The sequence below is a fragment of the Ureibacillus endophyticus genome, assembly GCF_003628435.1.
Lineage (GTDB): Bacteria > Bacillota > Bacilli > Bacillales_A > Planococcaceae > Ureibacillus > Ureibacillus endophyticus.
In genome coordinates, this window is the sequence record NZ_RBZN01000035.1 from 1 (window position 1) to 13,738 (window position 13,738).

Consider the following 13,738-nt stretch of genomic DNA (forward strand, 5'->3'; position numbering starts at 1 on the left):
CAAAAACAAGGCGCAACCTTTTCGGAATGTTTGTCAAGAGCGATTGTCACCTCGTGCGGAGAGTACTTTCCGCCCTGAACGCTTGTGATTTTCAGTTTTTCATAGAAGTTTTGACACTACCTATAAGATAAGTAATGCAACACCAGCCGCTAATAGTGTAACCGTTGTACCAATTGCGACTTTCTGTTGAGTTTTATTCATTCTATGAAATAAATGTACAAACAACTTCTTCCCCTCCATTCTTTAGTCAAGTTCACTATCCTCAAAGAAAAAAAGTTCTTCAATACTTACTTGAAAAAGACGTGCGATTTTAGTAGCAAGTTTTAAGGACGGGTTATATTCCCCTTTTTCTAAAAAGCTGATTGTTTCTCTTCTGACTCCGACCGCTTTTGCTAGTTCTAATTGAGTCATATTATGTTTGGCTCTGAATTCCTTGATTTTCGTTTTCATTTATTCAAAGCCTCGCTTACTCTTTGTAATCAGCCAAGATACGAGTAAAGATAGAACCATCCCCAATATCCCCAAAATTAAAGTATCGTCAGTATCCAAATATTTTTGGAAAGCGAGTAAAGCAATCCAGATATATAAAGAGAAAAAATATGCCCTTCCTGCCGAAACATTTTTCACCATTTTAGACCGTTCATCATCAGAGGGTAATCCATGTTTAAACTCAGGGAACATTTTTTTCAAGATCATTGAAATATAACCGACAAAACTTAGTAAACCAATTAAAAGAAATGCTGCAGAAAAATAATTATTCCCTTTTAGTAAATTGATAAGTTGAAGTAGCATTCCTAACACAATGATGAAAGAAAGAATCCCTAAAGAAATAAATTTAATTTTCAACCTAACCCTCCTTTTGATGTTAGAAATACATAACATCATGTTATAAATATATAACATTTATAGTTTTATTTCAATGGGCTAGCGACAATTTTAAAATAACCCAAAGTGTTACATTTCAAAGGAAATTCAATAAAAAAGCCAAATTTCTCAAAACACTGAGAAATTTGGCTATTCACTTCAAAAATTAAATGGTTTCTTTAATTTTCTAAAATAATGTATCCTCTTATAAAATATGTCAAAATGATAAGTCCCCAATGTAACAACTGAACTAATTTTTGTTCCTCCATAAAATCCTTTAAGCACTAACAATAACTAAGTCGAGAAAGATTGGAATAATTCCCCTACAATCAACTTTATTCTACAATTTTGGTTGATATTGCTAATTAAATAAAATGATATTGAATACCTAGATATTTTATTGCTATAATTTGTGATAATTTTACTATAACATCACGAAAGGATGTAAGACAATATGTCTATCAAGAAGAAACTATTTACTGGTTTTGGGATTATCACCTTAATACTTATAGGTGTTGCGGTATTTTCCGGATTTCAAATGTCAAAAATAGATAAAGATTATAGTTATTTAATTGATGATCGCGTCTATAAAGTAGTTGAATCATCAAAAATTCAAAACGCCACTTCATTGCAAGGTTTATATCTTCGTTCCTATGTGCTTCGTAAAGATGCCACTGATTTAGAAAGTCTCTATGCACAAAGAGATATAATAACAGAATCAATTGATTTGATTGATCACCTATTTGTAGATGAGGAAATGAAAAAGGAGATTGAGATAATCAAAGAACAACAAACAGTGTATACAAGTTATGTAGATGACGTAATTAAATCTGTTGACAGTAATCAGATTGATAAAGCGACAGAGATACTTTTTACATATGCTGTTCCAGCAAATAAAGCGATCCAACAATCTATTAATAACATTGTTGATTTCCAATCGAAACAAATGAATTCAACAACCGAAAGTACTAAGAAGAGTACGGATACTAGTACTACTCTTTTAATCATCATCTCTATTGTAGGTACAGTGGTTGCAGTCGTTTTAGGACTTATAATTACAAGAAATATTACCGTTCCACTAAAACGTTTAACGTACGCTGCAAATGTTATTGCTACGGGAGACTTACGTGAAGAAGATGTTGTCGTTAAAACAAAAGATGAGATACATGATCTTGCAGAGGCATTTAACACAATGAAAGGAAACTTATCTAAACTAATAAGTAGTGTATCGATGAATGTTTCCAATACAACTGCTGTTGCTGAGCAATTAGCAGCTAGTACGGACGAAGTAATGGTAACAACGAAGGATATTGCTGGTCGTATGGAGCATCTTGCTTCAGGTGGAGCTCAAGCCGCAGCGACTGGCAACGATTGTGCGATTGCTACTGATGAAACGGCTCATGGGGTAGCACGAATAGCTGAAGCTGCTCAAAACTTACAATCACAAGCAATGGATATGCAATCAATGGCTACTGAAGGTGGTCAAACTCTTCAAGTAGCGGAAAATCAAATGTCTGTCATTCAACAGTCATCACATGAAACAAGGGAAAAAATTAAACAATTGAGCATTCAATCTGCTGAAATCGAAAACATTACTAAAGTCATAACAAATATTACGGAGCAAACGAACCTCCTTGCCCTAAATGCCGCAATTGAGGCAGCTCGTGCTGGGGAACATGGAAAAGGGTTTGCTGTTGTGGCTGATGAAGTCCGTAAGCTTGCAGAAGAATCAAAACATTCTGCTTCAAAAATTGTTGATTTAACCTCTCTAATCCAGAAAGATACAAAAATAGTTGAAGACAGCGTAAATTTAACGGTACAAAATGTAGACCAAGGTGTTCATTATCTACATAATGCTCAAACTTCATTTAGCAATATCTTTGAAGCAATTACAGAAATGACTTCTCAAATCCAAGAAGTGTCAGCTTCATCAGAAGAAATATCTGCTAGTACAGAGGAAGTATCTGCTTCTGTTTCAGAAATGGCACAAACTGCAAATGTTACAGCAGAGCAATCTAGTCACGTGCTTGCGGCAGTAGAAGAACAATCAGCTACTATGGTTGAAATTAACACAGTTACAAAATCACTAAGTCAAGGCGCTATGGAAATTCAAGAAGAAATCAATCAATTTAGAGTCTAATATTAACAAGGCATTGAGGAACGATTCTCGATGCCTTGTTAATTGATGTTATCAAAACCTCTCCATAATGATATCCGTAATGACAGAAACTGCCGTTTTATTCCCTTTTGCAGCTGAAATCATGATAGAAGCGGGTTTGGACCTTTCCGTCTCCCCTGCAATATAGACATTTTTTTGCGATGTTCTCCCAACATGATCGGTTTTCACGATTCCTTCTTCGTCCAATTCACAGCCTAGAGCTTCAGCGAAATGATTTGGTCGATAATAGGATGGGGCAACAAAACCCCCAGACCTTTTAATCGATTCTCCATTTTCAAGTTCTATTTTTTCTAAGTATCCATCATTTCCGATTAAGTCTTTTATCTTCTCTGTAATAATTTTGATATCGTGTTTTTTTAGTTCTAATTGGCCTTCTTTCGATAATGGATTGCCATTCGTTAAGGCAACCAAATCCTGCGACCAGTTATAGACCATCTTCGTCAAATGCAAGATGTGCTCTTCTTTTTCTGCAATCACGACTAACGGTTTATCTCTTTGCTCCCAACCATCACAAAACGGACAACTGAATAAGCTTTTTCCATAAAACTCTCTTATTTTGGGTATTGAAAATCGTTCATGAATCCCCGTAGCAAGTACGATTTTTTCTGCTACCAATTCCTTTCCAGTAGATGATTTGACGGTAAATCGCTCATTCGCACTAGCTTTGATAATTTCAGTTACGGTTTCTTTAAAATAAGAGACTGTTGGGTAATTTTCTAACTCTTTTAATGCAGTCTCCTTAAACTCTTTAGGTTTAATTCCATCTTGCGTAATAAATCCATGAGATGCTTGTGTCACTCTACTACGATTCGTTCCATCGTCAAATAAGGCAATCTTTCGTCTAGCCCTTCCTAGCGTTAAGCTCGCACTTAACCCAGCAGGACCTCCACCTATCACGATACAATCTAGGACATCCATTCGTTACCTCCGTATTGGCTAAATTAAAAAGGATCACTTTATCTTTATTGATAAAATGACCCATTTTCCTATTGATTTATACCGTTATTTTACAGCTTTCCAAATTGTCCATCGATCCTTTTCTATGATGTCTGTATCAATCGCAAGTGAATGATCAATGTGTTCGATTAATAAATTTAACTCATCATCATTTAGTTCATGTAAAATACTTCTTCCCGTTCTATTAAGTAAATCGTTTAGTAATTGCTCTTTTGTTTCATACACTTTTCGTGTTTCCCATAACTTTATTTCTTCTACTTCTTTAAACCCAACATCCTTTAGTTTCTCAATGACGTGTGAACTATCGTGTCTACGATTCATTTCCTTTTCAGCTAATCTTGGGAAGACTTCAAAGAAATAACCCCTAATATGGTTGCGGTCACCTTGCAATAAACAATCTTCTGGCGTTCGGTCTTGAATAATGAAAATCCCATTTTCTTCTAACAATCGATAAGCTTCTTTAAAACAGGAATACAAATCATCAAGATGATGGATCAAGGCTCTTTCAAGGATTAATTGAAAACTGCTATTCTCTAATCCTGTATCAAATGCATTCCCATACTTGAACGTGATGTTTGGATAGTCTTTACAGTTTTCTCTTGCCCCTTCAAGAATCACTTTGGAAAAATCGACTCCCGTCACTGATGGAATCCCCATGTCTGATAGTGCCTTTAAATAAATTCCTCCTCCACAACCAATATCCAATGCATTCGTAATCTTCTTGATGTCTACAATATTATTAATCGTTTGTTTCCAAGAACTATCTGCATCACGAGTTGTATAAGAATTACGATTTTCGTCATTATGAAAATTAATTCCCATCGATTGGCCCCCATTGTAGATTTTATTTAACAAAATAAAATTGTATAAGTTCGTTTAGTAACTCATCTAAATCCGTAAATTGATACCCTAGTTTCTCAGCCTTATCGGTATTCACTGACCACGATCCATCCAATCCAAATGGAGATGCATTTTCACTCGACACTTCTGTTGTCAGTATTGCTTTTTTACCAACATGGCTTTCAATTTTTTGAATCAGTTCTCTTAAAGATATATCCCCCCGGCTTCCAGGGTTGATAACTCCAGTAAAATCAGATTCGCCCATTTTATATAGAAAATCGGCAGCCTCATCAGATGAAATAAAGCTGAATCGAACATCAAAATCCTTCGCTCCAATAGCTTCTTTGTTTATCACTTTTTCTACATGAAATTTTACCCTTTCCGTAAAGTCATCCTTCCCTACGACAATTGGAAAACGCACTGCCACAACATCAAATGGCATTTCGTTAAACAATACTGCTTCGGATGCTCGCTTTGCCTCTTGATACCCAGCGTACCCAGGATATTCTCTACGTCCTTTAATTGAAAAGTTAAATGTAGCTGGTTCAAAGTCCTCTTCCTTATGGTTCGTACCGTATTCATAGACAGCTTGAGAAGATGTAAAGATATACTTTTTCACCTTCCCTTTTAAGGCTTCTGTTGTCGCCTTTATTTCCAATGGAGAATAGCACGTTTGATCATATACAACATCCCATTGTCCGCCTTTGAAAGCAGTAAAAATGCTCTTCTCATCTTCACGGTCTATCTTTAAACGAGTCACCCGATCTCCAAATGAATCTGCCGTAAGCCCACGTGTTGCTATGGTTACACTTTTCCCATCTGCTAGTAATCTCTCAACAAGTTTCTTACCAAAATACTGAGTCCCACCTAATATGAGTACATCTTGCATGAATCATTTCCCCTTTTCCCATCCATAGTTATTATCTATTAATTAAACTAATATTCTCTAAAAATAGTTCCATATATTCTCTTTATATCCCTTTTTCATCCAATAAAAAACGGAAGCAATTCCCATCATATATTTACTTCACTTATTTTACGTGTTTTTGGCAATACAGCAATTACTGCTATTATTCAAGAGTATTAAAAATTCAAATTGTTCAAACAATACTATTTTTATATAATACAGTATATAAATTACATACATTGAATATTTATTCTAATCAAAAAGGAGTACGAATGTGGAGAACTACTTTTTATTTGTCCTGATGTGTATTTTTCTCATTATTTTACCTGGTCCAGATACAGCGATTGTTACGAAAAATACACTTTTCTCTCGTAGAATTGGCGGGCTTAAAACATCTTTAGGTATTATTTGTGCTTTGCTTTTCCATACGTTTGCTGCTGTTGTCGGACTTTCCGCTATCATAGTGAAATCAGCTATTTTATTTTCTATCTTTAAATATGCGGGTGCCATTTACTTAATTTATTTAGGTATGAAGATTTTATGGTCTTTAATTAAAAAGGATGATGCACCTACAGTTGAGATGAATACTAAACATCAAAGTGAAAACAGATCCTGCTTTAAACAAGGATTCCTAACTGATCTACTAAATCCAAAAGTGGCAATCTTTTTCCTATCCTTTTTCCCTCAATTTGTGGAACCTGGTGGCGACACCTTTTTTCCATTCCTTTTAATGGGGATTACCTTTACCGTATTGTCTGCTATTTGGCTATTCATCTATGTTTATTTAATTAATGTCATTAGTGCCATTATGAAAAAGCCATTAGCCAAAAATCTGATTGAAGGCATCACAGGTACCATCATTATTGGTTTTGGTATAAAGCTAGCTCTTGAAAAGGCGAATAATTAAAAAAAACGGGTTTACTAGCTATCACACTAGTAAACCCGTTCTTGTTTTAATAACTTTTTACTGCCATTTTTCGTTTGAAACGTGGATGTGCCCAAAGCTCTTTCCACTTAATAACAGATGTTATGACAATGATAAGTCCAAGAACTAACATAATCACAGATAAAATACCATTTAGCATATTGTACCCACTCGCCGCTTCATTCCAGTATACATTTTTGATCATCCAGAAACCTGCAACATTTACTGTCACGTATAGGTACACAAGTGGAATAAAACATGTTAATACATAGATTCGTTTATCTGCAATTTTCAGTACAAATGTTACACCACATACTAAGCCGATTGATGCCATTAACTGATTCGATACACCGAATAATGCCCAAACCGATGCGATATCACCTGAGTTTAGTAAGTACCCCCACAATAGACAGGCTAAGGCACTAGCACCGATGGAACCTGGTAGCCAATCCGTCTTTTTCAATGGTTTGTACACATTCCCTAAGAAATCTTGAATTAAATAACGTGCTGTACGTGTACCTGCATCAATTGCCGTTAAAATAAATACGGCTTCAAACATAATAACAAATTGATAGAAATAACTTGTTAAATGACTAAACCATTCAACACCTGAGAAAATGGAAGCCATACCTACCGCTAGTGTAACAGCCCCACCTGTACGGCCCTCAAGGTCAATACCAATTAATTCAGAAAGAACTGGTAAATCTACAACCGACATGCCTAATTGTGCGAACTTTTCAGGAGCTGCATTAATTGCAAAATAGTCACCCGGATGTAAAACAGTCGCAGCAATTAACGCCATAACACCTACAACACACTCTACTAACATTGCCCCAAACCCAACAATGCGGATATCTTCCCAACGATCTAACATTTTAGGTGTTGTACCTGATCCTACAAATGCATGGAATCCGGAAATCGCACCACACGCAATGGTAATGGATACGAACGGCCATACCGGACCCGCTACAATTGGTCCACCGTTAATGAAATCTGGAAGAAACGCTGGAAATTGAATAACTGGATTGATGATAAATACTCCAATAATTAACGCGACAAATACCCCAATCTTCATAAAGCTTGATAAGTAATCTCGAGGTGCCAGTAAAAACCATACTGGTAAAGCTGCTGCAAAAAATGCGTAAATCGGTAAAATCAGTGATAGTGTTGCTTTATCTAATGTTAATAAATCTCCAAACCAAGTACCTTGAATAGCAGGTCCGTAAAATACCGCTAATAATAGTAATCCTACACCTACTATGGTAGATAATTTAATGTTTCCAAGAAATTTATTCATTAACCCCATAATCATGGCAATTGGAATAGTTGAAGCAACGGCAAAAGTTCCCCATGGATTGTCTGACAATGCTCCTAAAATAACCATCGATAGCCCAGCCATCGTAATCGTAATAATAAATAACATAGCTAAACCTGTACAGAAACCTGCCACTGGACCTAATTCTTCTTTCATCACTTCAGAAAGTGATTTTCCACCCTTTGTCATAGATGCGAATAATACGACTGCATCGTGAACTGCTCCACCAATTACTGCCCCTATTAGTAACCATAAATAGCCTGGTAGATAACCAAATTGGGCTGCTAATATTGGACCAACTAATGGACCAGCTGCTGCAATGGCTGCAAAGTGATGTCCAAATGCAATCCATTTATTGGTTGGTACAAAATCCTTTCCATCATTATTGACATGTGCGGGTGTTGGAGTATCATCTGTTATTTTTAATACTTTCTTTGTAAAAAAAATACCGTAAAATCGGTAAGTAATGACTAAAATACAGATTGCTCCAATCACTAATGTTATTGCATTCATTCAAAAATCACCTTGTTCTCTCTCTAAACTGTCTAATTATTATGAACCTTTTTCGCAGATTCTGTGTGGTTAATATCCTAGCATTATTTTTGTTATATAACAATAGTGTCAATCTTTTAAGCTGTTGTATATTGAAACTATATATAATAGAAGAAATTTAAATATATATTCTATTCGGAAAAGTCATTTTTGTAGCCTTACTCTAATTAAAGTGGAGATATTGCTATTTTAATATCAGATTTTTATAAAAGATATCATATTTAAATAGTTTTAAATTTTTAGATAACTACTTTACTTGTAAATCCAAATTTAAAAACAAAGAAACGGATTCCACATTCAGAATCCGTTTCACTTAAATGATATATTAAATATTAAATTTTTTTCGATATTGGATTTCCTGCTTCGAGTAATCCTTTGTTTCTCCATAATAAAATGGCTAGTATGATTATGAATATACCTGTTCCAATTAGCAGCCATTCAATTTTGATGAAATCTGCAATTGGGCCAAATATGAGCATTCCCAGGGGCATCATAGAAGTTGAGATCATACCCATTACCCCAAATACCCTACCTAAAAAATCTTCTTCCACTTTCTCTTGCAACAGTACATTTGCTGGTGTGTTAAAGATTGGCATAGCGACGCCGAATAACAGCATGAAGGCAAAGTAAATCCAAAAGTTAGGAACAACTCCGAGTGCAAATGTACAGAGACCCATGATTACACTCGCAAATCCTAATGTTTTAATGCGATTTTCAAAGCCTCCCCAGGAAGCGATGACCCCGCCACCAATCATCATGCCGATGGAGAAGGCAATTTCAATTGCTGATAAACGCCATACTTCATCCCCAAAAGTTCGTGTTACTTGAAGTGGTGTTAAGAAGGACGCTGGTGCCATTAGGACAAAAAACACGGCAAAGAATAGGAAGAAACTCTTTAGAAACTTATGGTTATTCACATATTGTAAACCTAGTTTGAAATCGCTAAAGTAACTTGTTGTTTGCTTGTCCGCCGCTTTTTCATGTACAGGAATTTTTAAGAAGAAAAGAAGTGTCAACACTGCAATTGCTGCCGTAATAACATCAATAAAAAAGATCGTTTCTAGTGGAGCAAAACCTAATAGTGCTGCACTGACAATTGGAGAAACAAACATCATAATTGCTTGAATACTGCCATTTATCCCGTTTACCTTCGTTAACATATCTTTTGGAACAATTTGCGGTAAAATGGCACCAACTGCAGGCATCTGAATTCCAGTTCCAAATGCACGAACAGCAGCCATCACAAATAATAACCAAATCGCATCATACCCCATTAAAAATAGAATAGCTAAGATTAACGTAGCAAATGCAATAAGGCTATCCGCTAACATGATTAATCGCTTACGGTTATAGCGATCCGCCCAAACCCCTGCAACCGGTGACAAAATAAAGGTTGGAAGAAAGCCACAAAGTATAAACACCGTCATCATCATACCGGATTCCGTTGTTAGCGTAATATACCACATAATGGCATATTGAACTAACATAGATCCAAAAAGGGATATTGTTTGGCTTGTTAGAAAGAGGATGATATTCCTTCGCCAATTTTCATAAACTCTATTTTCTACTGTATTCATATATAAACAACTCACTTCTCTATTTTATTAATTTTGGTTAAAAATTTGCTAACGTAATCTGATCGAGTTTGTCATTTTTATATTCCTCCTAAATACTAAGTAAGAAATGTTGAAGTGAGTTTTATCCATATTTAAGAACAAGGTTAATTAATTATATGATTATTTAATTTGAACAAATCACAAATTTAATGATACATCAATTTTAGAACATATGTTCTGTTTTGTCAAATATAAACAATTAACTTTAGTTATTAGCATTACGGAATAAATACAACCCAAAACCTAACGTATCCCGACCCCATTGTAAGTATGTTCTTCTCCATGCGCGGATTCTCTCCAGCATTGCCATGCAATCTGGATCATCGGGATTTTTGTGGCAATAGTCTTCAATAGACGAGGAATAGAGCCATTCGTATTCATCCCAGTCATCGTCACTAGCTGTATAGGACCAAAGTGGAACTAACCCTAACTTTTCAGCCACACTTACATTCTCATGATGCCATTTCAAATCTGACTCTTTTGCACCTCCAAGGGCTTGTAAATATTCTTCACTTGGACGCTTCTTCCAATAGCCCTCACCGATTAGAATATAACCATTCTCTTTAATAATGCTCTTCATTTTTTGAAGCGTATTTTCTAATCCTCCTAAAGCATGAGTCGAACCGATACAGATCCCTAAATTAAATTTTTCGTAAGCTAAGTTTTCAGTTGCAATGTTCGCATCGTCAATAATAAATTTGATACTGCCCTCAGTTACTCGACTGCTTGAATTTTTCTTAGCTTCCTCAATGGCTCCATCATACAATTCGATTGCAGTACCTATAATATTGAATTTTTCTACAAGACGAATAAGTAATTCACATTTCCCAGCACCAATATCAATTACTTTGTCATGAGGATTTAAAGATACCATCTCCACCATCTTCATTAGTTTCGATTCACTAATCGGATTGCTAAAAGAATGATTTTGATGGGCAATGGCTGAAAATTTATTTCTATCCAAAATGTCATTCCCCTTTTTTCTAAATTTAAATACTTTGACTCTTCTTCTCACATCAAATCTATTAAAAATAGCATTTTACTAGTAAATAGTTTACAATGTCAAGTAATTTTGTAATTTTATTGAAATTTACAAAAAAAGAACCTAACGACTAAAGTTAGGTCCTTCATTAGTAATTTTTATTGTTTTTTAAGTGAATGTTCAATAATTAAGTCAAGTAACTTCGGATAAGGAATACCTGCTCCCTGTGCACTTTTTGGTAACAGACTATTTTTCGTCATTCCTGGCAACGTATTTACTTCCATCACATAAGGGATACCATCTTTAATCATCATATCAACCCGCGCATAAACACTACATTTCAAAGATTGATAGCATTTCATTGCAGCTAAAGCAACGCGTTGTTGTATTGCTGAAGGAAGTTGCACCACCTCTTCAATCGTTGCTGCATCATCATATTTTGATGTGTAATCAAAAAACTCACCCTGATGACGAATGGAAATGACCGGTAACAACTTGCCATCTAGAATACTCACCGTAATTTCATCCCCTGAAATATACTGTTCAATAATTACCTCTTCATCCCACTTGAATACTTCTTCAATTGCTGACATTAATGAATCTTTATCATAAACAATTTTAACGCCTACACTTGAACCGCCTGAATTCGGTTTTACAACGAGTGGGAATCCCATTTTGTCTAGTTCATCTATTTGAAGTTCTTCACCATTTGAAAAGTGAAGCCAATCCGCTGTTTGTACGCCCTCAAAGCGGATAATTTTTTTGGAAAGATTTTTATCCATGCATAAGCTACTAGACAGGACACCGCTTCCTGTATAAGGAACACCCATCGTTTCAAGAGCACCTTGGATTGTGCCGTCTTCACCAAATTTGCCGTGGAGCGCCAGTAGTGCAATATCAAGATCCTTTACCTTTTCTACTAAGCCTACAAAATCTTCTTTATTCTCTAAGATAATTGGTACAATTTCATATTTATTTTTATCTAAATGGGTGATCATTTCTTGACCAGTCATGATTGACACTTGTTTCTCTGAAGAAACGCCTCCCATAATAACGCCAACTTTCATTTTTCTAGCCTCCATAATGATTTTTTATCGTGTCTCCGATGATTTGAATGCCCTGAATAATCTCTTTTTCTGACAGCCTCGAAAAACCTAACCGTAACGTATGGTTCCCGCTGTTGTCTGTGTGGAACACATTTCCTGGTAAGAAAACGACACCTCTTTCAGTACATTTTTTTAACAGTTCTCGGGAGTCGATATGATTTACTAACTCTATAAAAAGATGGAGTCCTCCATCACCAGTCATTCTTTTATAAGGGATATATTTCTTACATGCTTGAACCGTCAATTCATACTTCTTCTTATAGACGGATTTCGCTTTCTTTAAATACTTCTCAAAGTATCCATCATTCAAATATTGATATAACACCGCTTGATCCAATGTAGACGTATGAATCGTTCGCGCTCTTTTCATACTTTCTAGGTAATAGATCAGCTCTTTGTCTGCTAATATCCAGCCAATCCGTAAGCCCGGAAATAGAATTTTAGAAAAGCTGCTAATATAAATCACATTATTGCTTTGACCAGCAAAAGAAGCTAAGGATGCAAGATGTGACCCGGAGTATCGTAATTCTTCATTAAATCCATTTTCGATAATCGGCACTTGATAGTCGGAAAACAAATCCATAATTTCTTTTCTTTTTTGTGAGGACGTCACGATTCCAGTTGGATTATGATAGGACGGAATGAAGTAGGCAAAGTCATATTCTTTATTTGCTAAACAAGATTTAAGTTTCTGAACATTAATACCATCATCTTCCATGTCAATTCCATCAATCTCAAATCCATTTAATCGGAATAGTTTAAGAGCAGAATCATTCGTTGGATTTTCACAAAGAACTCGGCCGCTTTTTTTATTGAAAGAAGATAAAATAATATCCATTCCTTCTGTAAATCCATTGGTAATTAAAATGTCTTTGTTTCGAGTGTCTACCCCTTTAATTTCCATGTAGTGAAGCAAGTAGTCGATAAGTGGTTTATAGCCCTTTGCATAGCCATAGTTCAGCACGATATCCCCTTCAATGGACAGCCGATTTAAGAAAGCTCTTTTAAAATTTTCGACATCAAAAAGCTTTTCATCGGGTGCAATACTCGTGAATGAAATCATTTCTTTATTCCAGCGCACACGATGTTTCATCAAATCCAATTCTTCTGCTAAGAACGTTTTTTCATTGACTTTTTCCGACCAATTTAATTGGATGGATGGAGATTTAAAGGTCTCAACATGACTAACAAAGTTCCCTTTACCCTTGACCGCATAGATTAGTCCTTCTTGTTCCAAATCTGCATAGGCTGTTAAAACCGTATTTCGGCTAATGGATAATAGCGAACTGAGTTCACGGGTGGATGGAAGTTTTTGATGCTCGATTAGATGCCCGTTTGTGATCATTCGTTTCAAATATTCCTTCAGTTGTATATAAACAGGACGGCCTTCCGTAATCTGAAAATCGTTAAACACTCGATTCATCCCCTTGGTTACATTTTTACATTTCTATATTGAATTCAAAAGGTCCACCCACTATGTATTTTTCCGGTCTTG

12 protein-coding genes are annotated in these 13,738 nt (G+C 35.6%); 2 read left to right on the plus strand and 10 right to left on the minus strand.

What is annotated here, in order from left to right; all coding sequences use genetic code 11:
- Positions 1 to 243: 243 nt before the first annotated feature.
- Together D8M03_RS12655 and D8M03_RS12660 are read right to left on the minus strand one after the other, a co-directional pair.
- Complete coding sequence (locus tag D8M03_RS12655; protein ID WP_121215181.1) at positions 244 to 450, minus strand: helix-turn-helix transcriptional regulator; 207 nt, start codon at positions 448 to 450, stop codon at positions 244 to 246.
- Positions 451 to 846 (minus strand): hypothetical protein, encoded by a 396-nt coding sequence (locus tag D8M03_RS12660; protein WP_121215182.1) that lies wholly within the window; start codon positions 844 to 846, stop codon positions 451 to 453.
- Between the two features lie 472 nt (positions 847 to 1,318).
- On the opposite strand from D8M03_RS12660, the gene D8M03_RS12665 reads away from it, so the two are divergent.
- The gene (locus D8M03_RS12665; RefSeq protein WP_121215184.1) at positions 1,319 to 3,004 is read left to right on the plus strand and encodes a methyl-accepting chemotaxis protein; all 1,686 of its coding nucleotides are present in this window, start codon (positions 1,319 to 1,321) and stop codon (positions 3,002 to 3,004) included.
- Positions 3,005 to 3,055: 51 nt separating this feature from the next.
- Here the strand turns inward: D8M03_RS12665 and D8M03_RS12670 are convergent, their stop codons facing one another.
- From D8M03_RS12670 to D8M03_RS12680, 3 genes are all read right to left on the minus strand, one after another.
- Positions 3,056 to 3,961: an NAD(P)/FAD-dependent oxidoreductase gene (locus D8M03_RS12670; protein ID WP_121215185.1), complete on the minus strand. Its 906-nt coding sequence runs from the start codon at positions 3,959 to 3,961 to the stop codon at positions 3,056 to 3,058.
- A gap of 84 nt (positions 3,962 to 4,045) precedes the next feature.
- Positions 4,046 to 4,822: a class I SAM-dependent methyltransferase gene (locus D8M03_RS12675; RefSeq protein WP_121215186.1), complete on the minus strand. Its 777-nt coding sequence runs from the start codon at positions 4,820 to 4,822 to the stop codon at positions 4,046 to 4,048.
- A 22-nt stretch (positions 4,823 to 4,844) separates the two neighbouring features.
- Positions 4,845 to 5,729 (minus strand): NAD-dependent epimerase/dehydratase family protein, encoded by an 885-nt coding sequence (locus D8M03_RS12680; RefSeq protein WP_121215187.1) that lies wholly within the window; start codon positions 5,727 to 5,729, stop codon positions 4,845 to 4,847.
- 292 nt (positions 5,730 to 6,021) lie between these two features.
- Between D8M03_RS12680 and D8M03_RS12685 the strand changes: the two genes are divergently transcribed.
- Entirely contained in the window at positions 6,022 to 6,654 is a 633-nt protein-coding gene (locus tag D8M03_RS12685) for a LysE family translocator (protein WP_121215189.1), read from the plus strand.
- A 46-nt stretch (positions 6,655 to 6,700) separates the two neighbouring features.
- On the opposite strand, the gene D8M03_RS12690 is transcribed toward D8M03_RS12685, so the two are convergent.
- The 5 genes from D8M03_RS12690 to pdxR form a co-directional block, all read right to left on the minus strand.
- On the minus strand, positions 6,701 to 8,500 hold the full coding sequence (locus D8M03_RS12690) for a carbon starvation CstA family protein (protein ID WP_121215191.1): 1,800 nt from the start codon (positions 8,498 to 8,500) through the stop codon (positions 6,701 to 6,703).
- Between the two features lie 371 nt (positions 8,501 to 8,871).
- Positions 8,872 to 10,116 (minus strand): MFS transporter, encoded by a 1,245-nt coding sequence (locus D8M03_RS12695; protein ID WP_121215193.1) that lies wholly within the window; start codon positions 10,114 to 10,116, stop codon positions 8,872 to 8,874.
- A gap of 244 nt (positions 10,117 to 10,360) precedes the next feature.
- The gene (locus D8M03_RS12700) at positions 10,361 to 11,119 is read right to left on the minus strand and encodes a methyltransferase domain-containing protein (protein WP_121215194.1); all 759 of its coding nucleotides are present in this window, start codon (positions 11,117 to 11,119) and stop codon (positions 10,361 to 10,363) included.
- A 176-nt stretch (positions 11,120 to 11,295) separates the two neighbouring features.
- Entirely contained in the window at positions 11,296 to 12,204 is a 909-nt protein-coding gene (locus tag D8M03_RS12705) for a D-alanine--D-alanine ligase (protein ID WP_121215195.1), read from the minus strand.
- A 4-nt stretch (positions 12,205 to 12,208) separates the two neighbouring features.
- A complete protein-coding gene (gene pdxR, locus D8M03_RS12710) occupies positions 12,209 to 13,657 on the minus strand; it encodes a MocR-like pyridoxine biosynthesis transcription factor PdxR (RefSeq protein WP_121215197.1) in 1,449 nt (482 codons plus the stop codon).
- Positions 13,658 to 13,738: the final 81 nt, after the last annotated feature.

Excerpts from the sequence above, each read along its gene's own strand:
- D8M03_RS12655 (WP_121215181.1), bottom strand. The coding sequence starts at position 450 with ATGAAAACGAAAATCAAGGAATTCAGAGCCAAACATAATATGACTCAA.
- D8M03_RS12665 (WP_121215184.1), top strand. The coding sequence starts at position 1,319 with ATGTCTATCAAGAAGAAACTATTTACTGGTTTTGGGATTATCACCTTA.
- D8M03_RS12690 (WP_121215191.1), bottom strand. The coding sequence starts at position 8,500 with ATGAATGCAATAACATTAGTGATTGGAGCAATCTGTATTTTAGTCATT.
- D8M03_RS12695 (WP_121215193.1), bottom strand. The coding sequence starts at position 10,116 with ATGAATACAGTAGAAAATAGAGTTTATGAAAATTGGCGAAGGAATATC.
- D8M03_RS12705 (WP_121215195.1), bottom strand. The coding sequence starts at position 12,204 with ATGAAAGTTGGCGTTATTATGGGAGGCGTTTCTTCAGAGAAACAAGTG.
- D8M03_RS12680 (WP_121215187.1), bottom strand. The coding sequence starts at position 5,729 with ATGCAAGATGTACTCATATTAGGTGGGACTCAGTATTTTGGTAAGAAA.
- D8M03_RS12670 (WP_121215185.1), bottom strand. The coding sequence starts at position 3,961 with ATGGATGTCCTAGATTGTATCGTGATAGGTGGAGGTCCTGCTGGGTTA.
- D8M03_RS12675 (WP_121215186.1), bottom strand. The coding sequence starts at position 4,822 with ATGGGAATTAATTTTCATAATGACGAAAATCGTAATTCTTATACAACT.